The organism is Delftia sp. WSY_7 (genome assembly GCF_043104845.1).
GTDB classification, from domain to species: domain Bacteria; phylum Pseudomonadota; class Gammaproteobacteria; order Burkholderiales; family Burkholderiaceae_C; genus Comamonas; species Comamonas tsuruhatensis.
The window spans coordinates 186,416-211,340 of the sequence record NZ_JBICLB010000055.1; the positions used below are offsets into that span (position 1 = coordinate 186,416).

Consider the following 24,925-nt stretch of genomic DNA (forward strand, 5'->3'; position numbering starts at 1 on the left):
AAGCCCTTCCAGGCGGCCCCATGAATCTTTCCCGCATCTTCATCCTGCGACCCGTCGCCACCTCGCTGCTGATGGTGGCGGTGCTGATCGCCGGCCTGCTGGCCTACCGGCTGCTGCCGATCTCGGCCCTGCCCGAGGTGGACTACCCCACCATCCAGGTCACCACGCTGTACCCGGGCGCCAGCCCCGACGTGATGACCTCCAACGTCACCGCGCCGCTGGAGCGCCAGCTCGGCCAGATGCCGGGGTTGTCGCAGATGTCGTCCACCAGTTCGGGCGGCGCCTCGGTGATCACGCTGCGCTTTGCGCTGGACTTGGCCATGGACGTGGCCGAGCAGCAGGTGCAGGCCGCCATCAACGCGGGTGCCAACCTGCTGCCCAGCGACCTGCCCATGCCCCCGCTGTACAGCAAGGTCAATCCGGCGGATGCGCCCATCCTCACACTGGCCATCACCTCGCCCTCGCTGCCGGTGATCCGTGTCAACGACCTGGTGGAGAACCGCCTGGCGCCCAAGCTCTCGCAGGTCAACGGCGTGGGACTGGTGGCGATTGCCGGCGGGCGCCGGCCTGCCGTGCGCATCCAGGCCAACCCGACGGCGCTGGCCGGCCTGGGCATGACGCTGGACGATGTGCGCACCGCCATCGCCGCCGCCAACGTCAAGCAGGCCAAGGGCGGCTTCGACGGGCCGGCGCGCGCCTCCACCATCGATGCCAACGACCAGCTGCAGTCGGCGGCCGAGTACCGCAACCTCATCATCGCCTTCAAGAACGGCCTGCCCGTGCGCCTGTCCGACATCGCCCAGACCGTGGACGATGCCGAGAATACGCGCCTGGCCGCCTGGGCCGGCACGCCCGAGGGTGGTTCGCGCGCGGGCGTGATCCTCAACATCCGGCGCCAGCCCGGCGCCAACGTGATCGAGACGGTGGACCGCATCAAGGCGCTGCTGCCCCAGCTCAAGGAGACGCTGCCGGCCTCGCTGGACGTGCAGGTGCTGACCGACCGCACGGTGACCATCCGCGCCTCGGTCAACGACATGCAGCTGGAGCTGATGCTGGCCATCGCCCTGGTGGTGGCGGTGATCTTCGTCTTCCTGCGCAGCGCCTCGGCCACGCTGATCCCGAGCTTTGCCGTGCCGCTGTCGCTGATCGGCACCTTCGGCGTGATGTACCTGGCCGGTTTTTCCATCAACAACCTCACGCTGATGGCGTTGACGATCTCCACCGGCTTCGTGGTGGACGATGCCATCGTGATGATCGAGAACATCGCGCGCTTCGTGGAAAAGGGCGAGCCGCCCATGCAGGCCGCGCTCAAGGGCGCCAGGCAGATCGGCTTCACCATCATCTCGCTGACGATTTCGCTGATCGCCGTGCTGATCCCGCTGCTGTTCATGGGCGACGTGGTGGGGCGGCTGTTCCACGAGTTCGCCATCACCATGGCGGTGGCCATCCTGATCTCGGCCGTGGTCTCGCTGACGCTCACGCCCATGCTGTGCGCGCGGCTGCTGCGCCACCAGCCCGAAGGGGCCGAGGAGGAAAAGCATGGCCGCCTGTACCACGCCACGGGCCGTTTCTTCGACCGCACCATCGCCGGCTACGGCCGCATCCTCACCTGGGTGCTGGACCGCCGGGGCCTGACATGGATCGTCTTCCTGGCCACGCTGGCCGTGACCGTGCTGCTGTACTTTGCCGTGCCCAAGGGCTTCTTCCCGGACCAGGACACGGGCACCATCCAGGCCACGACCGAGGCCGACCAGTCCATCTCCTTTGCCGCCATGGCCGAGCGCCAGCAGGCCCTGGCCGAGCTGCTGCTCAAGGACCCGGCCGTGCAGAGCATCTCGTCCTTCATCGGCGTCGATGGCAGCAACACCACGCTGAACACGGGCCGGCTGCTGATCGACCTCAAGCCCCATGGCCAGCGCGATGGCGTGCCCGCCGTGCTGCGCCGCCTGTCCGACGATGCGCTGCAGATCCCGGGCATACGCCTGTACGCCCAGCCCGTGCAGGACCTGACCATCGAGGACCGCGTGGCGCGCACCCAGTACCAGCTGCTGATGTCCTCGCCCGACATGGCGCAGCTGGCCAAGAGCACCCAGGCCCTGGTCGAGCGCATGCACGACCTGCCCGAGCTGGTGGACGTGGGCAGCGACCTGCAGGACCAGGGCCTGCAGGCCTTCGTGCAGATCGACCGGGCCCAGGCCAGCCGGCTGGGCGTGACGGTCTCGGCCATCGACACGGCGCTGTACAACGCCTTCGGCCAGCGGCTGATCTCCACCATCTTCACGCAGTCCAACCAGTACCGCGTGGTGCTGGAAGTGGCGCCGCAGTTCAAGATCGGGCCCGAGGCGCTGCAGTCCATCTACGTGGCCTCCAGCGCGGGCGCGCCCGTGCCGCTGTCCTCGGTGGCCACGGTCAGCGAGCGGCCCATGGCCCTGGCCGTGAACCATGTGGGCCAGCTGCCCGCCGGCACCATCTCGTTCAACACCGCGCCCGGCGTGTCGCTGGGCCATGCCGTCAAGGCCGTGCAGGACCTGATGGCCCAGCTGCGCACCGAGGGCCATATGCCGCTGTCGGTGGACGCCGCCTTCCAGGGCGCGGCCCTGGCCTTCCAGGCCTCGCTGTCCAACACGCTGCTGCTGGTGCTGGCGGCGGTGATCACCATGTACATCGTGCTGGGCGTGCTCTATGAGAGCACCATCCACCCGGTGACCATCCTGTCCACGCTGCCCTCGGCCGGCGTGGGCGCGCTGCTGGCCCTGCTGCTGGCGGGGCTGGACCTGGACATCATCGCCATCATCGGCATCGTGCTGCTGATCGGCATCGTCAAGAAGAACGCGATCATGATGATCGACTTCGCGCTGGAGGCGCAGCGCGAGGAGGGACATACGCCGCGCGAGGCCATCTACCAGGCCTGCCTGCTGCGGTTCCGGCCTATCCTGATGACGACCTTGGCGGCTTTGCTGGGGGCCTTGCCGTTGATGCTGGGGACGGGGGTGGGCAGTGAGTTGCGGCATCCGTTGGGGGTGACGTTGGTGGGGGGCTTGCTGGTGAGTCAGTTGTTGACTCTGTTCACTACGCCTGTGATCTATCTGACTTTTGAAGGGTGGGCGCAGAGGTGGCGGGATCGTTCTTCTCGGGAGAGCGTTCATGCCTGAGCTTGCGCTCTTGTCTTGGCTGGCGCCGCTGGCCGGGGTTCGGCCCGGCGGCCGACCTACTTTCTTGCCTCGCAGCAAGAAAGTAGGCAAAGAAATGCGCCCCCACTGCCCACGACCCTTCGCTTCGCTGCGGGCAACCTGCGTTGGGCACGATGCGGGGTGTGCCGCAGAACTCGCTTTGCGCTTCGCGCGCCGCTCAGACAACTGCGGCAAGTCAGATAACGAAGCAAGCCTGTCCTTCGGCAGGCTTGCCACCCCGCATCGCCCCCAACGCAGGCGTGGGCAGAGGGGGGAAGGCCGGGGGACGGGCCATCGCTTCGCTCGGCCTGGGGTTTTTGGGGCTGGGTCATGAGCCAGCTTTCCAATCTCTCGGCGCCGTTCATCTTCCGGCCCATTGCCACCATGCTGATGACCATCGGCCTGGCGCTGGCGGGGGCAGTGTCGTATTTCCTGCTGCCGGTGGCGCCGCTGCCGCAGGTGGACTATCCGACGATTTCGGTGTCGGCCAGCCTGCCCGGTGCAAGCCCCGACACGATGGCGGCGACGGTGGCGACGCCGCTGGAGCGGGCGCTGGGGGCGATTGCGGGGGTCAATGAGATCACGTCCAGCTCCAGCCTGGGCAGTACGCGCATCACGCTGCAGTTCGATCTGTCGCGCACGGTGGACAGCGCGGCGCGCGATGTGCAGGCTGCCATCAATGCGGCGCGCACGCTGCTGCCTTCGGGCATGCCGGGCAATCCTACGTATCGCAAGGTGAATCCGGCTGATGCGCCGATCATGATCCTGGCGCTGACGTCCAGCGCGCTGACGCGCGGGCAGATGTATGACGCGGCGTCCACCGTGCTGGCGCAGAAGCTCTCGCAGGTGGAGGGCGTGGGCCAGGCGTCCATCAGCGGCGGGGCGCTGCCGGCCGTGCGCGTGGAGCTGGACCCGGTGAAGCTGGCGGCCAATGGCGTGTCGCTGGACCAGGTGCGTACCGCCATTTCGGCCACGAATGCCAACCGCCCGCTGGGCGCGGTGGAGCGCGAGGACCACTACTGGCAGGTGACCGCCAATGACCAGGCCCGCGTGGCGGCCGACTATGCGCCGCTTGTGCTGCGCTGGAGCAATGGCAATGCGATCCGGCTGCAGGACGTGGCCGATGTCACGGATTCGGTGCAGGACGTGCGCAACTACGGCGTGGCCAATGGCAAGCCCGCCATCCTGCTGCAGATCTTCAAGCAGCCCGATGCCAACATCCTGGAGGCCGTGGCGCGCGTGCGCTCTTTGCTGCCGCAGCTCAAGGCGTCCATCCCCGAGGCGATCGATCTGACCATCGTGTCCGACCGCACGCCCACGCTGCGCGCCTCGGTGGTGGAGGTGGAACGGGCGCTGTTGATCGCCGTGGCGCTGGTGATCCTGGTGGTGTTCCTGTTCCTGCGCAATGGCCGGGCCACGCTGATTCCGGCCGTGGCCGTGCCGGTGTCGCTGGCGGGCACGTTCGGCGTGATGTACCTGGCCGGCTATACGCTGGACAACCTGTCGCTGATGGCGCTGACCGTGGCCACGGGCTTTGTGGTGGACGATGCCATCGTGGTGCTGGAGAACGTGATGCGCCACATGGAGCGCGGCAAGACCGCGCTGCGCGCGGCGCTGGACGGGGCGCGCGAGATCGGGTTCACCGTGGTGTCCATGAGCCTGTCGCTGATCGCGGTGTTCGTGCCCATCCTGTTCATGGGCGGCATCGTGGGGCGGTTCTTCCGCGAGTTCGCGGTGGTGATGTCGGCGGCGATTCTGATCTCGATGGTGGTGTCGCTGACCACCACGCCCATGATGTGCGCGGCGCTGCTGCGGCCGCAGCGGCCTGCTGCACAGGCGCGTCCGCGCGGGCCAATGGGCCGCGCCTGGGACCGCTTCGGCGCCTGGGTGGGCCGTGCCGAGCGGCGTGCCATGTCCGGCTACCGCGCAAGCCTGGCCTGGTGCCTGCGCCACCAGCCGCTGGTGCTGCTGGTGCTGGCCGGCGTGGTGGCGCTGAACGTGCACCTGTACATGGCCATCGACAAGGGCTTCATGCCCAGCCAGGACACGGGCCGCGTGATGGGCTTCATCCGGGCCGACCAGTCCACCTCCTACCAGGCCATGGAGCAGCGGCTCAAGCGCTTCCTGTCCATCGTGCAGGAAGACCCGGCCGTGGAGTACGTGACGGGCTTCACGGGCGGCGGCCAGCGCAATGCGGCCAACATGTTCATGTCGCTCAAGCCGCTGGCCGAGCGCAAGGTGTCTTCCGACGAGGTGATCAACCGCCTGCGCGACAAGCTCAAGAACGAGCCCGGCGCGAGGCTGTTCATGGTCACGCAAAGCGATATCCGCATCGGCGGGCGGCAGAGCTCGGGCTCGTACGACTACACGCTGCAGGCTGACGACATCCAGGACCTGCGCACCTGGGAGCCGCGCATCCGCCAGGTGCTGTCGCAGCTGCCCCAGCTCACGGACGTGAACAGCGATGTCTCCGACTTCGGCCTGCAGACCTCGCTGGTGATCGACCGCGACGCGGCCACGCGCCTGGGGCTGACGGTGTCTCAGATCGACGGCACGCTCAACAACGCCTTCGGCCAGCGCCAGGTGGGCGTGATCTACAACCCGCTCAACCAGTACCGCGTGGTGATGGAGGCCGCGCCCCGCTACCTGCAAAGCCCCGAGACACTGCGCGGCTTCTTCTTCGTGAACAACCAGGGCGTGCAGGTGCCGCTGACCTCGTTTGCGCGCATCACCACCACCAACACGCCGCTGTCCGTGAACCACGACCGGGGCACGCCGGCCAGCACCATCAGCTTCAGCCTGGCCGAAGGCGTGGCGCTGTCGGATGCCAGCGACGCCATCCGCGCGGCCGTGGCCGAGCTGGGCGTGCCCGTGTCGGTGCGCGGCAGCTTCAGCGGCACGGCAGGGGCCTTCCAGCAGGCGCTGTCGGGGCAGCCGCTGCTGATCCTGGCGGCCATCATCACCATCTACCTGGTGCTGGGCGTGCTCTACGAGAGCCTGGTGCACCCGCTGACCATCCTGTCCACGCTGCCTTCGGCCGGCGTGGGTGCGCTGATGGCGCTGATGCTGTTCAAGACGGAGTTCTCGCTGATCGCGCTGATCGGGGTGATATTGCTGATCGGCATCGTCAAGAAGAACGCCATCATGATGATCGACTTCGCGCTGGAGCGGCAGCGCGGCGGCCATGCCACGGCCGCCCAGGCCATCTACCGCGCCTGCGAGCTGCGGCTGCGTCCCATCCTCATGACCAGCCTGGCGGCCATCTGCGGCGCGCTGCCGCTGGCCCTGGGCCGGGGCGACGGCGCCGAGCTGCGCCAGCCGCTGGGCATTGCCATCGTGGGCGGCCTGATGCTGAGCCAGCTGCTCACGCTCTACACCACGCCCGTGGTCTATGTGCTGCTGGACAGGCTGCGCCAGCGTGCCTTGGGCCTGCGTGGCCGCGTGCAGGGCAAGGACCGCGGCACCCCTGTGCCCGCCGCATCACCCCAGTGAACCGAATCCGAAAGCCCAAGGCCATGCAGCTGAAGACACTCCAAACCCCGGCGATCTGGCTGGCCGCCGCGCTGCTGGCCGGCTGCTCCACGCAGAGCGCCTACCAGCGCCCCGCACTCGAGGTGCCGGCCCAGTTCAAGGAAGCCACGCCCGAGGCGGCCGAGGCCGGCATCTGGCGGCCCGCGGACCCGTCGCGTGCGCAAGTGCCCGACAACTGGTGGGAGCTGTTCGGCGACGAGCAGCTCAACCGCCTGCAGCAGCAGGCCGCCACCGGCAACCAGAGCATTGCCCAGGCCGCCGCGCGCCTGCGTGCCGCGCAGGCGGCCGTGGCCAGCAGCCAGGCCGGGCTGTTGCCCACGCTGGGCAGCACGGCCGGCGCCACGCGCTCGCGCAGCGGCGGGGCATCGGGTGCATCGGGTGCATCAGGCACGGGCGGCAACACCGGCAGTAGCGGCAACATCTCGACCAACTACTCGCTGGGCCTGAACGCCAGCTGGGAGCTGGACCTGTGGGGCCGCGTGTCGGGCACGGTCAGCGCCAGCCAGGCCAGCGCCCAGGCCAGCAGCGACGACCTGGCGGCCGCGCGGCTGTCGGCCCAGGCATCGATCACGCAGACCTATTTCTCGCTGCGCGCGGCCGATGCCAGCGTGCGGCTGCTGCAGGAAACGCTGCAGGGCTACGAGCAGAGCCTGAAGCTCACCAACAACCGCTACCGCGCGGGCGTGGCCTCGTCGGCCGACGTGGCCCAGGCCGAGGCGCAGTACAAAAGCACCCAGGCCCAGCTCATCGAGGCGCAGACCAGCCGCGCCCAGCTGGAGCACGCCCTGGCCGCGCTGCTGGGCCTGCCTCCGGCCGCCTTCAGCCTGGAGGCCGGCGCCGAGCTGCCGCTGCCGCCCGAGGTGCCGGCCATGCTCTCGTCCCAACTGCTGGAGCAGCGCCCCGACATTGCTGCGGCCGAGCGCCGCGTGGCCGCCGCCAATGCCCAGGTGGGCGTGGCGCGCGCGGCCTTCTTCCCGGCGCTCACGCTGTCGGCCACGGCCGGCTACCGGGGTGCATCGCTGTCCAACCTGGTGAGTGCGCCCAACCTGTTCTGGTCGCTGGGCCCGTCGCTGGCGCTGGCGCTGTTCGACGGCGGCGCGCGCACGGCGGCCGTGGAGTCGGCGCGTGCCTCGCTGGACCTTGCCGCCGCCACCTACCGCCAGACCGTGCTGACGGCGCTGCAGGAAGTGGAGGACAACCTGGTCACCGCATCCGCCCTGGCGCGCGAGCAGCAGGTGCAGATCGAGGCCGTGGCCGCGGCGCAGAAGGCGCTGGATGTCGTCAACAACCAGTACCGCGCGGGCACGGTGGCCTATCTGAATGTGCTCAGCGCCCAGACCACGGTGCTGTCGGCGCGGCGCAGCCTGATCGATGTGCGCAACCGGCGCCTTGCCGCCGTCAACACCTTGCTCAAGAACGTGGCCGGGCGCTGGGAGCCGCTGGGGCCGGTGTCCGCGCAGGGGCCGCAGGCTGTCGCGCGCTGATGTTCAGTCCTGCAGCTCGAAGGCCTGGCGCAATGCTTCGCCGAAGGCCGCGCTGCCGCTGATCGACAGGTTCACCGTGGTGCGGCCATCCCCGGCCGCCACGGATTGCAGGCGCGCCGTGGCTGCGTCAAAGCGCCAGTCCAGCGGCTGGCCGCCGTCGTCCTGGGCCTGCAGCTCGTAGTCCCAGTCGCCGCCTTCCTCGATGGGGCCGCGCCGGCCCTTGAAGCGGCGGTGCGCCCAGGCCAGCAATTGCTCCACCTCGGCCGCCAGGGCCGGCACGCGCGTGGCGGGCACGCTGGCCATGGCGTCCCAGCAGCCCGTGCCTTCGTCGTCTTCGCTGTAGTCGAAATCCAGGTAGTCGAGGGTCATGGTGGCGGTCCGCATGCGTAGTGCGTGGTTGGAAAAGGGAAAGCCCGGCATTGTGCCGCGTGCACAATCGCCCGCATCGCAGAACCGGAAAGACATTCAGATGGACACCGCACAGCAATCGATGGCGCCGCCGATGGTGAGCGCGCAGTCCCTGCGCTTCGGGCAGCCGGGCCTGCTGCTGTGGGATGGCGCCTCGCACGACTGGCCCGTGGGCCTGTGCCTGGTGCGCGGCGGCGAGGGCTGCGGCAAGACCAGCCTGCTGCAAACGCTGGCCGGCCAGTTGCCCTTGCAGGGCGGGCGCCTGGCGTATCCGCAGCAGCCGGACCCGTCGCAGCGCCCCGCGCTGTTCTGGCGCGACCCGCGCGCCGAACTGTCGAATGCCGAGCGCGCCCGGCCCGCGCAGGAATGGGTGCAGGCACAGCGGCAGTTGCATCCGGCGTGGAGCGAGGCGGCATGGCAGGCCCATGCCGACGGCCTGGGCCTGGAGCCCCATCTGCACAAGCCCCTGCTGGCCCTGTCCACGGGCAGCCTGCGCAAGCTGTGGATGGCGGCGGGCTGGGCCAGCGGCGTGCCGCTGCTGCTGATCGACGAGCCGCTGGCCGCGCTGGACCGGGGATCGATGGACCATGTGCAGCGCACGCTGGCGGGGCTGAACCGGGCCGGCCAGCAATCTGCGCCCGTGGCCGGGCACGGGCCGCGCTGCGTGATCGTCGCGCACTGGGACGAGATGCAGGGCGTGGCCTGGGACGACGTGCTGGACCTGCCCGATCAGCCGCCGCTGCGCTGACGGAGCCGGCGTCTACATCGCCACCTACATCGCCGCCTACATCGCCTTGAACCGCTGCGCGTAGAGGCGGCTGACGGCCAGTTTCTCCGCTCGCTCGCGCAGCTGCAGCCACAGCCGGCCGGCCTCGTCGCGCTGGGCGCTGGCAATGGCGGCTGCGCGCACCACGGTGCCACGGTGCACCTGCCAGAAATCCTCGGCGTCCAGCCGGGGCAGCAGTTCCTTGAGCGGCGTGCGCACCAGGTACTCATGCGAGGCCGTGAGCACGCGCACGTACTTGTCGGCGGCCTCGAAGTAGACGACGTCCTGCACGGGCACCATCTGGATCTGCGTGCCCACGCCGGCCTGGATCATCTGCAGCGGCGGCTCGGTAGCGGTGGCGGCGGGGGCCGTGGCACCGGCCAGGTGCCGCAATTGCTCCAGCGCCTGCGCCAGCGCAGCGCCGGCCGGGGCCGCCGTGCGCTGGGCCAGCAGCTCGCGCAGGCGCTGCACGCTGCGCGCCAGCCGCTCGGGCTGCACGGGCTTGAGCAGGTAGTCCACGGCCTGGGCCTCGAAGGCGTCCATGGCGTACTGGTCATAGGCGGTCACGAAGACCAGGATGGGAAACGGCTGCGCCTCTGGCCAGGCGTCGGCCAGTTCGGCAGCGGCCTCCAGGCCGCTCTGGCCCGGCATGCGGATGTCGAAGAACAGCACATCGGGCTGCAGCGCCAGCGCCTGCCGGGCGGCACTCAGGCCGTCGCCCACCATGGCGGCAATCTGCAACTCGGGCCAGGCGCGGGCCAGTGCCTGGCGCAGGTCCTCGGCCAGCAGGGGTTCGTCTTCGGCGATCAGGGCGCGGGGGGAGTGGGTCATTTCAGTCTTCTATTTCACTTGCGCATTGCCGACAGCGTATGAAACTGGCGCGGCCCAACTCAGGGGCACCGAGGAAGGGCCGCCCCGCACCGAGGGTGTCGTTCCCCTCCCGCGAAGCGAGAGAGGGCGCCGTGCACACGGGGGAAGGCGCGAAGCGACTCAGGGGGTGCATTTGAGGGTGATTCTGGCCAGAGTGCCGCCTTCGGACAGGGCGGCCAGTTCGAAGTGCGCGGCGTCGCCATAGCGGCTGGCCAGGCGCTCGCGCAGCTGGGCCGTGCCGAAGCGGCTGCCGGGCAGGGCGGGCGCACCGGTGTCCAGGCCCATGCCGTTGTCGGCCACGGTCAGCTCCAACGGGCCGCCGTCCATGCGGCGCGCGCGCACGGCGATATGCCCGCCTTCCAGCTTGGGCTCCAGTCCGTGGCGTATGCAGTTTTCCACCAGGGGCTGCAGCAGCAACGGCGGCACGGGCACCTGGGCCAGGTCCTCGGGCAGGTCCAGCGTGTACTGCAGGCGCGGGCCCATGCGGATGGACATCAGCGCCAGGTAGTCGCGCAGGCGCGCGAATTCCTCGGCCAGCGCATGCTCGGTGCTGCGCGAGCCGCCCAGCGTGGCGCGCAGGTAGGCGATCAGATGGTCCAGCATGGCCTGGGCGCGCTGCGGGTCGCTGGCCACCAGCACGCGCAGGTTGGCCAGGGTGTTGAACAGCATGTGCGGCTCCAGCTGGGCCTGCAGCAGGGTGAGTTTGGCCTCGGCCGCCTGGCGTCGGGCCTGCTCGGCCTGCATCTGCAGGTGGCGCGAGTAGCCCAGCAGGAAGAAGGCCAGCGACATCACCGTGCTGGCGACGATGGTGACGGCCAGCGGTATCCACAGCCGGTGCATCAGGGCCGTGCTGGCGTCGGGATCAGCCCACTGCCTGTAGGCCGTGCCGATCAGCGACCCGATCACGAACCCCGTCACGATGCCAGCCACCACCAGCGCGGCGCCGCGCCAGCCGCCGGGCCAGGGAATGTCCTGGCCCCGCGTCAGGCGCCAGCGGCCCAGTTCGATGGTGAGCCAGCTGGTCAGGCCGATCGACAGCGAGTAGATGAGGTTCACGTCCCAGCGGCCGTGGTTGCTCAGGCTGAATGCGGCGGCAATCAGGGCGCAGGCCGAGGTCGTCGCGATGCCGTGGCGCAGCAGCGTGGTCCGTTCCACGATGTGGCCAGGGGCGGCCGGCTGGCGTGTGGCGTTGGATGCGGGGTCGGGCATGGAGGGCAATGGTAGTCCCATGGCGTCGCTCAGCGGGCGCGGCCCTGGCGTGACTGCAGCGCCTGCCGCTCACGCTCCACCATGCGCCCGTGCCAGCCGTTGCCCGGCAGTGCCAGCCAGACCACGGCGCCGTGGATGGCCAGTCCCAGGCCCCAGCCCAGGGCCGGGAAGATGGCCCAGTGCCTGCCCTGGGACAGCGACAGCGCCGCCAGCCCGAGGTTGACCAGCACATAGACGCTGGCGTGGATCATCCAGCCCAGCTTGGCGCCTGCGCGGCGGCGCGCCATGCGCTCCAGGGCATCGTCGTCGTGGCGGGCAGAGGGATCGAGGGGATCAAGGGGATCAAGGGGATCAAGGGTGCGCATGGGGAGTTCTCCGTCAGGGGGAAGGAAAGCGGCGTCAGGCCAGGCCCAACTGCTGCCACAGCAGGTCGCCCAGATAGCGGCCGGGCAGCAGGGTGAACAGGCCCGCCACGACGCAGGCGCCGATGTAGACGCTGCGCATGATCTTGCGGTGGCCGGCGATGTTGCCGTGGTACAGGTGCCAGAACGAGCGGCCCAGGCCGGCAAAGGTCAGCGGCACCAGCAGGTGGACGGGCGTGTAGCCGCCCCAGTTGGGCAGGCGGTAGTCGCGGATGAAGCAGGCGGACACCGCCGCGCAGACCATGAGCGTGACAAAGGCATGGCCGGCCGCGCGGTGCAGGCGGGGATGGGCTGCGGCCTGGCGGCGTGCCAGCAAGGCGATGGCTCCCGTGGCCGTGGCCCCGAGGGCGGCGCTCATGTGGATGGCGATCAGCGGTGTCATTTGCATGGCGGTGTCCTGGCGTGCGGCCCGGGTTGGCGGGCCTGTATGGGACAGGACTGTCGCTGCCGGGCGCCGCCGGGGCCAGCGCCATGCGACGGACGGACGAGGGCAGGGTGCCAGCTGCATCCTGGCGCCGCGAACGGCAGGCACGTCCACGGCATCTGGAGGATGCAGTCCGCAGGGTGGAGGCCAGGGTGAGTGCGCACGGACTATCGATCAGGGCCTTTGAAACCAATCACCCCCAGGATTGCTTCGATGCAACAGATTGAGAAAACTCATAGTTGCGTGCCCAGGTGGTTGGTAAGCTAACGGGTTGTGCAAATCATTCTCAATCCCATCCTCATGCCTTCCATTCGCCCCATATCCCTGGCCGTTCTTTGCCTGTGCAGCCATCAGGCGCTGATTGCCCAGACCCGGGGCGGTGATACCGTGCTGGAGGCCGTGACGGTAGAGGCCAGCGCCGACGCATCGGCCCAGGGCCTGTCCAAGCCCTTCGCAGGCGGCCAGGTGGCCACGGGGGCGCGCAACGGCGTGCTGGGCACGCTGGACTGGAAGAACTCCTCGTTCTCCACCACCAGCTACACCCAGCAACTGATCGAGGACACCCAGTCCAAGAGCGTGGGCGATGTGCTGCTCAACGACCCGGGCGTGCGCCAGGCGCGCGGCTTCGGCAACTTCCAGGAGCTGTATGTGCTGCGCGGCTTCCCGGTGTACTCGGACGACATCGCCTACAACGGCCTGTACGGCCTGCTGCCGCGCCAGTACATCGCCTCGGAGTTCTTCGAGCGTGTGGAGGTGCTGCGCGGCGCCAATGCCTTCCTCAATGGCGCAGCACCCGGCGGCAGCGGCATTGGCGGCACCATCAGCCTGCTGCCCAAGCGCGCCGGCAACGATGCACTGACGCGCGTGGGCGCCGGCATACAGACGGGCGGCCAGGCCTTTGTCTCCACCGACATCTCGCGCCGCTTCGGCCCTGACCGGAGCACCGGCATCCGCCTGAACGCCGTGCGCCGCGACGGCGGCACGGGCGTGGATGGCGAAGACCGCTCGCTCACCGCCCTGGGCCTGGGCCTGGACTGGCGCAGCCGCAACGTGCGCCTGTCGGGCGACGTGGGCTACCAGCGCAACAGCTACAACGGCGGCCGCCCCAGCGTGACGCCCGGCAACTTCATCCCGGCCGTGCCCGACAACAAGACCAACTACGGCCAGAACTGGTCGTACTCCACCGAGCGCGACCTGTTCGCCACGCTGCGCGCCGAATGGGACATCAACGACACCACCACGGCCTGGGCTGCGGGCGGCCTGCGCCGCGGCAAGGAAGACAACTCCCTGAGCGGCGTGACCGTGAGCAATGCGGCCGGCGACACCACGGGCACGCGCTTCGACAACAAGCGCAAGGACAGCGTGGGCACGGGCGAGGTCGGCATCCGCACGCGCCTGGCCACGGGCAGCGTGGGCCATGAGCTGGTGGCCACGGCCAGCACCTACTCGGCCACCGAGCGCAATGCCTGGGGCATGGGCTTTGGCGTGGTCAACAACATCTACAACCCCTGGAGCAGCGCGCGCCCGGCGATGACGCTGTTCGGCGGCAACCTGGCCGATCCCACGCGCGTGGGTGAAACCCGGCTCAACAGCTTTGCCATCGGCGACACGCTGACGATGCTGGACGAGCGCCTGCGCCTGACCGTGGGCGTGCGCCGCCAGAGCATCGAGCAAAGCAGCTACGACTACAACACGGGCGCGCAGACCGACAACTACAAGAAGTCGGCCACCACGCCCATGCTGGGCCTGGTGTTCAAGACCAGCGAGAACACCTCGGTCTACGCCAACTACATCGAAGGCCTGACCAAGGGCGCCGTGGCGCCGCAGACGGCCAACGACCTGCCGGTGTCCAACGGTGGCCAGGTGTTCGCGCCCTACAAGTCGCGCCAGAAGGAAATCGGCTTCAAGTGGCAGGGCCAGCAGCTGGGCGCCACGGTGGCGCTGTACACCACGGACATGCCTTCGGCCTATGTGGCCAACCAGGTCTTCGGCCAGTACGGCAAGCAGCGCAACAGCGGCCTGGAGGCCACGGTCTTTGGCGAACCCGTCAAGGGCCTGCGCGTGCTGGGCGGCGTGACCTTCAGCGAGGCCAAGATCCGCGAGGCCGCCGATGCCGCCACCATCGGCAACTACGCCATCGGCGTGCCCAAGCGCCTGCTCAACCTGGGCGTGGACTGGGATGTGCCCGGCGTCTCGGGCCTGGCCCTCAATGCGCGCGTGATGCACACCTCCAGCCAGTACGCCAACGGCGCCAACACGCTGAAAGTGGCCTCGTGGACGCGCACCGACATCGGCGCGCGTTATCTCATGGACATCGGCAACAACCGCCTGCTGACCCTGCGCGCGCGCATCGACAACCTGTTCGACAAGGGCTACTGGTCGTCCGTGGGCGGCTACCCGGGCGCCAACTACCTGGTGCAGTCCATGCCGCGCACCTTCTCGCTGAGCGCATCGGTGGACTTCTGAGCCGGAGCGATCTGAAGCATGCGCGCGTTGTGGACGGTGGTGCACCGCTGGATCGGCCTGCTGCTGGCCGGCTTCCTCACCATGGCCGGCCTCACGGGGGCCGTGCTGTCCTGGGACCATGAAATCGACGAATGGCTCAACGCCGACATGCTGGAGACCCCGGCACGCGGCCCGCTGAAGACCCCGCTGGAGCTGGCCGCCGCCGTGCAGGCCAGCGAGCCGCGCGCCGAGATCAGCTACATGACCCTGGGCCTGGTCGAGGGCGAAGCCGCCATGTTCATGGTGCGCCCCCGGCCCGACCCGGCCACGGGCCAGGCGCCTGCGCTGGGATATGACACGGTCTTCGTCGACCCGGTCAGCGGCCACATCACGGGCCAGCGCAACGGGCGCAGCTTTGCGCTCAGCCAGCGCAACCTCATGCCCTGGCTGCGCCACCTGCACGAAAGCCTGCTGGCCCCGCGCTTTTGGGGCACGGACCGCTGGGGCTACTGGTTCATGGGCAGCCTGGCCCTGCTGTGGGGGGCCGACAGCTTTGTCGCGCTGCTGCTGACCTTTCCCGTCAAGCTCAGGAAAAGCGCCCCGCGCCTGACGGCGGCCATGGGATCGTGGTGGCGGCGCTGGCTGCCCTCATGGCGCGTGCGCTGGGGCGGCGGCGCCTACAAGCTCAATTTCGACCTGCACCGCGCGGGCGGCCTGTGGGTCTGGGCCGTCATCGTCATCGTGGCCTTCACCTCGTTCTCGCTGAACCTGTACCGCGAAGTCTTCTACCCGGTGATGAGCACCGTCTCCACCACCACGCCCGGCCCCTACGAAACCCTCAAGCCTGCGCCTCAGGGCACGCTCCTCGTGCCCAAGGTCTCGTTCGCCCAGGCCATCGCCATCGCCCAGAGCGAGGCCAAGCGCCTGGGCTTCGCCCAGCCCGCAGGCGGCATCTGGTGGGGCGGGGACTTCCCGTTCTACAACATCTCCTTCTTCGACCCGCACGACGAAACCGGCGCCATGGGCATGGGCCTGTCCAACATCTACGTCAGCTCGGACAACGGCGAAGTCCTGGGCACCTACCGCCCCTGGCACGGCACGGCTGCCGACGTCTTCGTCCAGCTGCAGCTGCCCCTGCACAGCGGCCGCATCCTCGGCACCCCCGGCCGCGTGCTCATGTCCTTCGTCGGCGTGCTCGTCGCCGTCCTGTCGATCACCGGCGTCATCATCTGGTGGCGCAAACGCAGAGCCAGGAAGATGACCCCCTGAGCGGCTGCGCCGCTTCCCCCTTCCCGCTTCGCGGAGGGGGACGCAGCCCTCACTGCGGGGCGGCGCGGCCGGCGTAGGCCCTTGCTCGGCTGCCCGCGCTTGAGCCCTGCGAGTTTGAACGGCTGTCGGTAGTGCACGGCCCCATTGATAGCCAAATCAGAAAACTATCCGCCTAAACAGCAAAGCCACCGAAAACGGTGGCTTCAATGAAGGCTTGCTGCAGAAATAGGGCGCAGCCTCCAAATCTGGCGCGGCCCAAAGCGAGGGACACCGAGCAAGGGCCGCCCCGCAGCGAGGGTGTCGTCCCCCCCGCGCAGCGAGAGGGGGAAGGCGCGCAGCGCCTCAGGGGGTCAGTCCTTCTTCAAGCATTCACTCATGAACGCCTTGCGCTCGTCGCCCTTCTTGCCGGTGGCGTCGGCATTGCAGGTCTTCATGCGTTCCTGCTGGCGCTTCTTGCCGTCGGACAGGCAGGACTTCATGAACTCCTTGCGTTCATCGCCTTTCTTGCCGGTGGCTTCGGTGTTGCAGGTGCCCATCAGCTTTTGCTGGGCCGTGGGAGCCTTGTCCCCTGCGGCCATGCCCATGCTGCAGGCCAGGGAGACAACTGCCAGAACAACGATTTTTTTCATGATGGAATGGTTTTGAAGGCGCGCTGAAGTCCAGCGCACCCACATTGCAGCACAGTGCCGGGCGCGCAGCAACGTTGCGGGCCCGGCGTTGTAAAAGTTTGCGATTGCCGCTGACAGGCGGGCAGGCGGACACCGGCAGGCCACGGCCAGCGCAGATAATGGCGCACTTTTGCATTGCGACAGGACGCTTGCCGTGGACATTCTTTTGCTGGTCAAGGCCGCCATCATGGGCATCGTGGAAGGGCTGACGGAGTTCCTTCCCATCTCCTCCACCGGCCACCTCATCCTGGCCGGTTCGCTGCTGGGCTTCGACGATGCCAAGGCCAAGGTCTTCGACATCGCCATCCAGACCGGCGCCATCTTCGCCGTGGTGCTGGTGTACTGGCAAAAGATCCGCTCCACCGTGGTCGACCTGCCCACCAGCCGCCAGGCGCAAAGGCTCACGCTGAACGTCATCATCGGCTTCCTGCCGGCCGTGGTGCTGGCGCTGATCTTCGGCAAGTTCATCAAGGCGCACCTGTTCACGCCCACCGTGGTGGCCACCACCTTCATCCTGGGCGGCTTCGTCATCCTGTGGGCCGAGCGCCGGCCGGCATCGGCCATGCGCGTGCAGACCGTGGACGAGATGACGCCGCTCGATGCCCTCAAGGTCGGCCTGGTGCAGTGCCTGGCCATGATTCCCGGCACCAGCCGCAGCGGTGCCACCATCATCGGCGGCATGCTCATGGGCCTGTCGCGCAAGGCGGCCACCGACTTTTCGTTCTTCCTGGCCATTCCCACGCTGATCGGCGCCGGCGTCTACAGCCTCTACAAGGAGCGCGCCCTGCTGTCGGTGGCCGACATCCCGATGTTCGCCGTGGGCCTGGTGTTTTCCTTCATCAGCGCCTGGCTGTGCGTGCGCTGGCTGCTGCGCTACATCTCCACCAACAGCTTCGTGCCGTTTGCCTGGTACCGCATCGCCTTCGGCATCATCGTGCTGGTGACGGCCTTCACCGGGGTCGTGTCCTGGAGCGAGGCCTGACAGCCTGCGCCGCCCATGCAAAAAGCCACCCCAAGGGTGGCTTTTTTTGTCGCCGGGCCGCCCCAAGACAAAAAGCGGCCCCCCCGGGGGCAGCGGACCTTGCGCAGCAAGGGGAGCGTGGGGGTCTTTTTTGTGCCTGAAGGTCCGGTTCAGGCCTCGGAGCCCAGCAGGTTCAGCAGCGAGGCCTCGATGGCGGCGGCCGTGGCGTGGGGCCGCTCCATGGGGAACAGGTGGCTGCCGTCCAGCATCATCACGCGCCCGCGCGTGATGCGGCGCGTCAGGTCCATGCCCACCTGGCGCATCTCCACCGAGGCACGCCCGCCGATGAAGGCCGCCGGGCAGCGCAGCGGATGGTGGTGCAGCAGCGAGGCCAGGTTGTGCGGCAAGGTGTTGTAGATGGCGGTCTCCACCTCGCGCGTGAAGTGCAGCGTGCGCCGGCCGTCCAGGTCGGCCAGGCCGCCCTGCACATAGTCCTGGAGTACCTGCGGATGCCATTGCGCAAACACCTTCTTGGCGCGGAAATAGGCCAGCGCCTCGTCATCGCTGTCCCAGGCATTGCGGCGGCGCGCGCTGATCTTGCCTGGCGAGACCGAGCCCACCAGCTGCGTGCGCTTGGCCACCCCTACCGCATTGGCACGCCAGCCGCTGAGCAATGGCGAGTCGATCAGCAGCACGCCGCGCGCCAGCTCGGGATGGCGCGCGGCCGTCATCACGCTCAGGAAACCGCCCAGCGAATGCCCGACCAGGAAGACCGGACCGCCCACGCGCTCGACCTCGGCGCGCGTGAACTCGGCCAGTTGCTCGACCAGGTGCGGCCAGTTGTTGGTGACGGGAAAGCGCGGGTCATGGCCGAAGCGCTCCACGCCCTGCGCCGCGATGCCGCGCTCGGCCAGCAGCGAGAGCAGCAGCCGGTAGGTGGGCAGCGGAAAACTGTTGGCATGCGAGAACACCACGGGCAGCGGTGCCGATGCAGTGCCCGCGCCCGTACCCGTGCCGGCAACCGCCGCATCGCTCTCGGCCCGCTGTGCGGACCGGGCCGCGTTCACGGCCGAGGCTCCTGGCCGGCCTGTGCGGCGCCATCGGGCACGCCTTGCTGGTGGCCCGAGGGCTGGCCTGCATCGGGCCGCACGGGCGATGCCGGGCCCGGCTGCTGGGGCGTCATGGGTGTCATGGTCGTCATGGGGGAGGTCGCAAGACCGTCTGCCGTGGAGGTGCCCAGGCCCGCGCCCGTGCCGCTGTGATAGGGCTGGCGCAGCGCCGCAGGCGGCAGCCGGCCCATGCTGCGCGCCGACGAGCGCAGGGCGCCTGCCGGCGCGTTGACCTTGGTCAGCGGCTGGGCCTGGCGGCTGTGCACGCGGATGGGCACCTCGGAGGCGCCGCCGTCCCAGGCCGGGTCCTCGATGCTGTCGAAGACATGGCGCAGGCGCTCGCCCCAGCTGTCGTGCAGCATGCGGAAATACGGATTGCTCTCGTCGATGCTGACGATCTTGTCGGAGGCGAAGCGGTCCTTCTCGTACACGATCAGGTCCAGCGGCAGGCCCACCGACAGGTTGGACTTGAGCGTGCTGTCCATGGACACCAGGGCGCACTTGGCGGCCTCGTCCAGCGGCGTGCGCGGCGTGATCACGCGGTCCAGCACGGGCTTGCCGTACTTGGACTCGCCGATCTGGAAGTAGGGCGTCTCGCTCGTGGCCTCGATGAAGTTGCCGGCCGAATACACCTGGAACAGCCGCATGGTCTCGCCCTGGATCTGGCCGCCCAGCACCAGCGAGATATTGAAATCCACGCCCGACCGGGACAGCGCCACGCCGTCGCGCTCGTATACATGGCGCACGGCCGCGCCCAGCACGCGGGCCGCATCGAACATGCTGCGCACGTTCCAGATGGTCAGCATGTCGCCCGTGGCCTCGTCGCGCAGCTGCTGGCTCTCCAGCAGCTCGCGCACCGATTGGGTGATGGACAGGTTGCCGGCCGACAGCAGCACCATGAAGCGGTCGCCGGGGTTCTCGTAGACCATGAGCTTGCGGAACGAGCTGATCTGGTCCAGGCCGGCATTGGTGCGCGAGTCGGCCAGGAAAACCAGGCCGGCGTTGAGCTTGATGGCAACGCAATAAGTCATGGGAACATCCGAAACTGCGGGATCGACAAGTTTAGTGGGAGGCGATTGACCGCGTTCAGGCGGCGATCTTCTTGAGCTGGTAAAGGGCTTCCAGCGCTTCGCGCGGGCTCAGTGCGTCGGGATTGATGGCGGCCAGGGCCTGGGCCAGCGGGTCGTGGCGGCTTTCGGGCTCGGGCATGTCGGGCGCATCGAACAGGTCCACCTGCAGGCGGCCCTCGTCGGCATGGGCCTCCAGTGCCTCCAGCGCATGGCGCGCGTGGTGCAGCACGCCGGCCGGCATGCCGGCCAGCTTGGCCACCTGGATACCGTAGCTGCGGCTGGCCGGGCCGGGCTGGATCTCGTGCAGGAAGACGATGTCCTGGCCCGACTCCGCCGCACTCACATGCATGTTCACGGCCGCGCGTGCCTTGGCCGGCAGCTCGGTCAGCTCGAAGTAGTGCGTGGCAAACAGCGTGAAGGCGCGCGTCCTGTCGTGCAGCTGGGTGGCGATGCCGCTGGCCAGCGCCAGGCCGTCGAAGGTGCTGGTGCCCCGGCCGATCTCGTCCATCAGCACCAGGCTGTGCGGCGTGGCCGAATGCAGGATCTGCGCGGCCTCGGTCATCTCCATCATGAAGGTGGACTGGGCATTGGCCAGGTCGTCGGCCGCGCCGATGCGCGTGTGGATGGCGTCGATGGGCCCCAGCCGGCAGCTGGACGCCGGCACATGCGAGCCCATGCTGGCCAGCAGCACGATCAGCGCCACCTGGCGCATATAGGTCGACTTGCCGCCCATGTTGGGGCCGGTGATGATCTGCATGCGTGTGTTGGCGTTCATGCGCGTGTGGTTGGCGATGAAGCTGCCGCTGGAGGTCTCGGCCATGCGGGCCTCCACCACGGGGTGGCGGCCGGCCTCGATCTCGATGCAGGGATGGTTCACGAACTCGGGCGCGCACCAGTTCAGCGTCAGCGAGCGCTCGGCCAGCGTGCACAGCACGTCGATGGCCGCAATGGCGCCGGCCACACGCGTGAGCGCGGGCACATGGGGCTGCAACTGGTCCAGCAGCTGCTCGTAGAGGAATTTCTCGCGCTGCAGCGCACGCTCCTGCGCGGACAGGGCCTTGTCCTCGAAGGCCTTGAGCTCGGGCGTGATGTAGCGCTCGGCGTTCTTCAGCGTCTGGCGGCGGCGGTAGCGCTCGGGCACCGCGTCCTTGTAGCTGTTGGTGATCTCTATATAGAAGCCGTGCACCTTGTTGAACTGCACGCGCAGGTTGGGAATGCCGGTCAGCAGCTTTTCCTTGGCCTCCAGCTCCAGCAGGAAGTCATCGCAGTTGTTCTGGATGGCGCGCAGCTCGTCCAGCTCGGCGTCGTAGCCTGTGGCAAACACGCCGCCGTCGCGCACCAGGGCGGCCGGCTCTTCCATGATGGCGCGCACCAGCAGCTCGGCGCAGTCCTCGGGCGGCTGCAGGTCGGCAAACAGCTGGGTCAGGTGGGCCGAGGGCGTCTGCCCGGCCTGGGCCAGCAAGGCCGCCTTTTGCAGCGTACGGCCCAGTCCCACCAGCTCGCGCGGGCGCACCTGGCGCAGCGCGGTGCGCGCCGTGATGCGCTCCACATCGCTCACGCCCTTGAGCTGCTCGCGCAACTGCTGCCAGGGCGCGGCCATGCCGCCTGCGCTGGCGCCCTGCAGCGCCCGCGTGGCCTCCAGACGCGCCATGGCCTGCGTGCGGTCGCGGCGCGGCTCCAGCAGCCAGGCCTTGAGCAGGCGGCTGCCCATGCCCGTCATGCAGGTGTCCAGCAGAGAGAACAATGTGGGCGAATCCTCGCCGCGCAGCGTCTTGACCAGCTCCAGGTTGCGGCGCGTGGCCAGCGGCAGCGCAATCAGCTCATCGTCGCGCTGCACCTGCAGAGCGTGGATGTGCGACAGGCTGCGGCCCTGCGTGTGCTCCGCATACGACAGCAGGGCGGCGCTGGCGCCATGGGCCAGCGGCAGGTCCTCGGCCTCCCAGGCCTTGAGGCTGGCCGCGCCCAGCAGCTCCAGCAGCTTGCGCTCGCCCAGGCCGCCGTCAAACTGCCAGTCGGGCCGCGGCGACAGCGGGCAGGCAATGGAGCTGCCATGGCGCAGCGCGAACAGGCTCTGCTCGAAACGCTCGGTCACGCCTGCGCTGTAGATCAGCTCGCTGGGCGCAATGCGCGAAATCCAGGCGCCCAGTTCGTCGTGGGAGCATTCGGCCAGATGAATGCGCCCCTGCGTCACCGCCATCCAGGCCAGGCCGCAGCGCTGGCGCCCGGCCGTGTGCAGGGACAGCAAGATCGCCTCGCTCTTGTCCGACAGCAGCTCACTGTCGGTCAGCGTGCCCGGCGTCACAACGCGCACCACCTTGCGCTCCACCGGGCCCTTGGCTGCGCCCACTTCGCCCACCTGCTCGCAGATCGCCACCGACTCGCCCAGCTTGATCAGCCGGCCCAGGTAGTTCTCCAGCGCATGGAAGGGCACGCCAGCCATAGGAATCGGCTGCCCCGCCGTCTGCCCGCGCGTGGTCAGCGTGATATCCAGCAGCCGCGCCACCTTCTCCGCATCCCCGAAGAACAGCTCGTAGAAATCCCCCATGCGGTAGAAAACCAGCGTGTCGGGGTAGTTGATCTTGATGCCCAGGTACTGCTGCATCATTGGCGTATGTTGCGCCAAAGGTATTTCGCTAAGTGCCTGATTCACTTCAATATCTTCGCTCATTACTTTTGAAATCAATCACTTAGGTTTGTTGACTGTTTTTATATACAGTCCAACTATGTCCCGCTCAAACCCATCTACACTGCGCACCTTGGCGTAGGTTTTTCGGCGTCCTTTTGAAGAAGTTACGCCGAACAGGTTGGGGCCGATTTGGAAACCTGCGCCGCATACGGAGGCGCCATGAGTTTCAACGCACGCCGGGCCAAGTCGCTGGAGCCGGGGGAGCACATTATTGTCGATCACGCCCCGGGCCTTCGCCTGGTGGCCACTGCCACGCGGCGCACATGGACATATCGGTACAAGAGCCCCGTGGACGGCGGCATGCGCCAGATTGCCATGGGCCAATGGCCCGAGATGAGCTACCCCAGCGCGCTCGCTGTGTGGGAGCAGCTCAAGCGAAGGCGAGATGCAGGTGAGGACTTGGCCAGGGAGAAGCGGCGTGCAGCCGCTGTCGCTCAAGCCCGGTCCGACGTGCTGGGCCGCGACGGCATCTATACCGTGCGGCAGCTTATTGAGGACTACCTGCAGGGGCATGTGGAGCGGCACCGCAAGCCCAAGGGCAGCGCCGAAGCGCGGCGCCTGTTGATCAACTACACCACCAAGATTCACGCTCTGGAGCCGGCAGACGTTGGGCGCAGCATGGCGTTCTCGCTGCTGGAAGGCGTGGCCGTCAAGACGCCCGTGCTGGCCAACAGCCTGCGCTCAGAGCTTGGGGCGGCCTGGGACTATGCGCTTGACGCGGGCAGGGTGCCCGAAGAGACGCCGAACTGGTGGCGCCAGGTGCTGCGCGGCAAACTGCGCAGCCGGGGGAAGATCGTGGACGGCAAGCACCAGGGCGTGAAGCTCAGAACGCTGCAGGGCCGTGAGGTCGCGCAGCTGATCGCCCATCTGCCCAGGTTCTCGGCCATGGTGGCGGACCTGCTGACGCTGTATCTGTGGACGGGCGCCCGTGGCGCCGAAATCATCGCCATGACGGGCGATGAGGTGGGGCAGGAGGCCGATGGGTGGTGGTGGACCGTGCCGCGCGAAAAGCAAAAGATGGCGCGCAATGAGAATTTGACCGACCTGCGCGTGCCGCTGGTGGGCCGAGCTCTGGAAGTTGTCAGGCGTCGGCGCAGTGCCTATGGGGCCGGGTATCTATTTCCGTCCCGGCCTGGCTCCAAGTTGATGCATGTGGAGCAGAAGCTGATCGGCGTGGCGGTCTGGACCAGCCGGCCCGATGTGGTCAAGCGCTACAACTACTCGCCCGAGCGGGTTCTGGATATGGACCCCTGGGCGCCCCACGATTTGCGGCGCACGGTGCGCACGCAACTGGCCGCCCTGGGCTGCCAGGATGGCGTGGCCGAGGCAGTGCTCGGCCACTTGCCCGCCGGCATCGTGGGCACCTACAACCGGCACTCCTACGATGCGGAGCGGCGTACCTGGCTCACAAAGCTTTCGGAACACTGGGAGCAACTTGCTGCGCGATGACCTGGGCCTTGGTCAGGCGGCTGCGCTTGATTCCGCAGTTCTCTGGCGGCAGCTGCGTGGAGATGGGCAGCCCCTGCAGCCAGGCGTCCAGATCCGAGCGCAGCCAAACAACTCGGCGCCGGCCTGGAATCTGGCGTGGCTTCGGCGCGATGCCTTTTTGCACGCAGTCTTCAAAGGTGGTGAGGCCAAGCGACACGTACTCGGCGGCCAGTTCGCGGCTCAGGCCAGCGGGTGGGTAGTTGAGGATCATCTGATTGGATTCGTTTCGGGTCACTTCGGGTTTCCTGTCTTTGGCGTGGCTTTAAATGCGCCTTGGTCGCTGGCCAGGTCTCGCAGCACCATCAGCGCAGTGAGCAATTCCTGTTCGTGGTTGCGCAGTTCGCGGACGGGTTGCGCTCCCCACTCGCGCACTGGCGTGTTCTCCAGTTCGCGGGTCAGGCGCTGGCGCACGGCCTTGATGCGCTCCATCACCTCGCTCAGAGTCAGTTCGGGCAGTGGCTGTGCCATGGTTCAGGTCTCCACGCGCTCGACGCGCAACACGGGCCGGCCGCTGGCGGCGCAGGCGCTGGTGGTGGCGTGGGATGCACTGGCAGCTTTCAGCTGCAGCACGGGCAGCAGCTTGGCGTCGGCCAACTGCTCCAGTTCTTCGGGGCAGGCGTCTTCGGGGATCAGGATTGCGCGGTAGCTGTGCGCGGTGGTGATGTTGTGCAGATGCATGGCGGTCCTCGGTAGTGGCGGTGGTGGTGATCAGGCGACCAGCGACAGCTGGGCGGGGTGGGCGATTGGTGGTGCTGGGCGCGCAGCGCGCCGGCGGCGCGGTTTGGCCAGGGCGGCAAGGCGCTCGCGCTCGGCGGCGAACACGCGTGCCAGGTGCTCGGGCGTCGTGCCTACGGCGTTGACGTAGCCGCCGTGCAGCGGCCGGGCCCAGCAGTGCACGGTGGGGTCCGTTCGGCGGGCGTGGGGGATGGATGCGGACACGGGTAG

Annotated in this window: 21 protein-coding genes; 8 read left to right on the forward strand and 13 right to left on the reverse strand. The window is 68.3% G+C overall.

The annotated features are described in order from the left end of the window. Nucleotides 1-20 precede the first annotated feature (20 nt). From ACF8ME_RS27620 to ACF8ME_RS27630, 3 genes are all read left to right on the forward strand, one after another. Nucleotides 21-3,152: an MdtB/MuxB family multidrug efflux RND transporter permease subunit gene (locus ACF8ME_RS27620; protein WP_392419084.1), complete on the forward strand. Its 3,132-nt coding sequence runs from the start codon at nt 21-23 to the stop codon at nt 3,150-3,152. A gap of 348 nt (nt 3,153-3,500) precedes the next feature. Beyond that, nucleotides 3,501-6,662: a multidrug efflux RND transporter permease subunit gene (locus tag ACF8ME_RS27625; RefSeq protein ID WP_392419085.1), complete on the forward strand. Its 3,162-nt coding sequence runs from the start codon at nt 3,501-3,503 to the stop codon at nt 6,660-6,662. A 23-nt stretch (nt 6,663-6,685) separates the two neighbouring features. Next, complete coding sequence (locus tag ACF8ME_RS27630; RefSeq protein ID WP_392419087.1) at nt 6,686-8,185, forward strand: efflux transporter outer membrane subunit; 1,500 nt, start codon at nt 6,686-6,688, stop codon at nt 8,183-8,185. Nucleotides 8,186-8,188: 3 nt separating this feature from the next. On the opposite strand, the gene ACF8ME_RS27635 is transcribed toward ACF8ME_RS27630, so the two are convergent. Continuing rightward, the gene (locus tag ACF8ME_RS27635; protein ID WP_016454686.1) at nt 8,189-8,554 is read right to left on the reverse strand and encodes a hypothetical protein; all 366 of its coding nucleotides are present in this window, start codon (nt 8,552-8,554) and stop codon (nt 8,189-8,191) included. A 13-nt stretch (nt 8,555-8,567) separates the two neighbouring features. On the opposite strand from ACF8ME_RS27635, the gene ACF8ME_RS27640 reads away from it, so the two are divergent. Continuing rightward, complete coding sequence (locus ACF8ME_RS27640; RefSeq protein WP_392419089.1) at nt 8,568-9,341, forward strand: ATP-binding cassette domain-containing protein; 774 nt, start codon at nt 8,568-8,570, stop codon at nt 9,339-9,341. A gap of 36 nt (nt 9,342-9,377) precedes the next feature. Here ACF8ME_RS27640 and ACF8ME_RS27645 read toward each other — a convergent pair whose 3' ends face one another. The 4 genes from ACF8ME_RS27645 to ACF8ME_RS27660 all read right to left on the reverse strand — a co-directional run bounded on the left by ACF8ME_RS27645 (nt 9,378) and on the right by ACF8ME_RS27660 (nt 12,248). Continuing rightward, a complete protein-coding gene (locus ACF8ME_RS27645) occupies nt 9,378-10,190 on the reverse strand; it encodes a LytR/AlgR family response regulator transcription factor (protein WP_392419091.1) in 813 nt (270 codons plus the stop codon). A gap of 159 nt (nt 10,191-10,349) precedes the next feature. Beyond that, nucleotides 10,350-11,438: a sensor histidine kinase gene (locus ACF8ME_RS27650; RefSeq protein WP_392419093.1), complete on the reverse strand. Its 1,089-nt coding sequence runs from the start codon at nt 11,436-11,438 to the stop codon at nt 10,350-10,352. Nucleotides 11,439-11,467: 29 nt separating this feature from the next. Then, a complete protein-coding gene (locus tag ACF8ME_RS27655) occupies nt 11,468-11,803 on the reverse strand; it encodes a 2TM domain-containing protein (RefSeq protein ID WP_244386634.1) in 336 nt (111 codons plus the stop codon). A gap of 34 nt (nt 11,804-11,837) precedes the next feature. Continuing rightward, nucleotides 11,838-12,248: a DUF2306 domain-containing protein gene (locus tag ACF8ME_RS27660; protein WP_016454691.1), complete on the reverse strand. Its 411-nt coding sequence runs from the start codon at nt 12,246-12,248 to the stop codon at nt 11,838-11,840. A 336-nt stretch (nt 12,249-12,584) separates the two neighbouring features. Between ACF8ME_RS27660 and ACF8ME_RS27665 the strand changes: the two genes are divergently transcribed. Beyond that, on the forward strand, nt 12,585-14,750 hold the full coding sequence (locus tag ACF8ME_RS27665; protein ID WP_392419095.1) for a TonB-dependent receptor: 2,166 nt from the start codon (nt 12,585-12,587) through the stop codon (nt 14,748-14,750). Nucleotides 14,751-14,768: 18 nt separating this feature from the next. Then, a complete protein-coding gene (locus ACF8ME_RS27670) occupies nt 14,769-15,998 on the forward strand; it encodes a PepSY-associated TM helix domain-containing protein (protein WP_392419097.1) in 1,230 nt (409 codons plus the stop codon). 350 nt (nt 15,999-16,348) lie between these two features. Here ACF8ME_RS27670 and ACF8ME_RS27675 read toward each other — a convergent pair whose 3' ends face one another. Next, nucleotides 16,349-16,627: a PsiF family protein gene (locus ACF8ME_RS27675; protein WP_047473388.1), complete on the reverse strand. Its 279-nt coding sequence runs from the start codon at nt 16,625-16,627 to the stop codon at nt 16,349-16,351. A 193-nt stretch (nt 16,628-16,820) separates the two neighbouring features. Between ACF8ME_RS27675 and ACF8ME_RS27680 the strand changes: the two genes are divergently transcribed. Beyond that, nucleotides 16,821-17,648 (forward strand): undecaprenyl-diphosphate phosphatase, encoded by an 828-nt coding sequence (locus ACF8ME_RS27680; RefSeq protein ID WP_034391335.1) that lies wholly within the window; start codon nt 16,821-16,823, stop codon nt 17,646-17,648. A gap of 149 nt (nt 17,649-17,797) precedes the next feature. Here the strand turns inward: ACF8ME_RS27680 and ACF8ME_RS27685 are convergent, their stop codons facing one another. From ACF8ME_RS27685 to mutS, 3 genes are read right to left on the reverse strand one after another with little or no spacing between them, the layout of a single operon-like run. Next, nucleotides 17,798-18,694: an alpha/beta hydrolase gene (locus tag ACF8ME_RS27685; protein ID WP_392419099.1), complete on the reverse strand. Its 897-nt coding sequence runs from the start codon at nt 18,692-18,694 to the stop codon at nt 17,798-17,800. Continuing rightward, on the reverse strand, nt 18,691-19,767 hold the full coding sequence (locus tag ACF8ME_RS27690) for a proteasome-type protease (protein ID WP_392419101.1): 1,077 nt from the start codon (nt 19,765-19,767) through the stop codon (nt 18,691-18,693). Before ACF8ME_RS27690 ends, ACF8ME_RS27685 begins: the two co-directional genes overlap by 4 nt. A gap of 55 nt (nt 19,768-19,822) precedes the next feature. Then, nucleotides 19,823-22,411 (reverse strand): DNA mismatch repair protein MutS, encoded by a 2,589-nt coding sequence (mutS, locus tag ACF8ME_RS27695; RefSeq protein WP_392419103.1) that lies wholly within the window; start codon nt 22,409-22,411, stop codon nt 19,823-19,825. A 240-nt stretch (nt 22,412-22,651) separates the two neighbouring features. Here mutS and ACF8ME_RS27700 point away from each other — a divergent pair, with 240 nt between their 5' ends. Then, on the forward strand, nt 22,652-23,941 hold the full coding sequence (locus ACF8ME_RS27700; protein WP_392419104.1) for a tyrosine-type recombinase/integrase: 1,290 nt from the start codon (nt 22,652-22,654) through the stop codon (nt 23,939-23,941). On the opposite strand, the gene ACF8ME_RS27705 is transcribed toward ACF8ME_RS27700, so the two are convergent. The 4 genes from ACF8ME_RS27705 to ACF8ME_RS27720 are packed head-to-tail and all read right to left on the reverse strand — an operon-like array spanning nt 23,898 to nt 24,919. Beyond that, complete coding sequence (locus ACF8ME_RS27705; RefSeq protein ID WP_013803587.1) at nt 23,898-24,215, reverse strand: AlpA family transcriptional regulator; 318 nt, start codon at nt 24,213-24,215, stop codon at nt 23,898-23,900. The genes ACF8ME_RS27700 and ACF8ME_RS27705 overlap by 44 nt on opposite strands. After that, nucleotides 24,212-24,448 carry a hypothetical protein gene (locus tag ACF8ME_RS27710; RefSeq protein WP_392419106.1) on the reverse strand — a complete coding sequence of 79 codons (237 nt, stop codon included), beginning with the start codon at nt 24,446-24,448 and terminating at the stop codon, nt 24,212-24,214. Before ACF8ME_RS27710 ends, ACF8ME_RS27705 begins: the two co-directional genes overlap by 4 nt. Before the next feature lie 3 nt (nt 24,449-24,451). Continuing rightward, a complete protein-coding gene (locus ACF8ME_RS27715) occupies nt 24,452-24,658 on the reverse strand; it encodes a hypothetical protein (RefSeq protein WP_013803585.1) in 207 nt (68 codons plus the stop codon). Nucleotides 24,659-24,688: 30 nt separating this feature from the next. Then, nucleotides 24,689-24,919 carry a hypothetical protein gene (locus tag ACF8ME_RS27720; protein ID WP_392419108.1) on the reverse strand — a complete coding sequence of 77 codons (231 nt, stop codon included), beginning with the start codon at nt 24,917-24,919 and terminating at the stop codon, nt 24,689-24,691. Between the last annotated feature and the right edge of the window lie 6 nt (nt 24,920-24,925).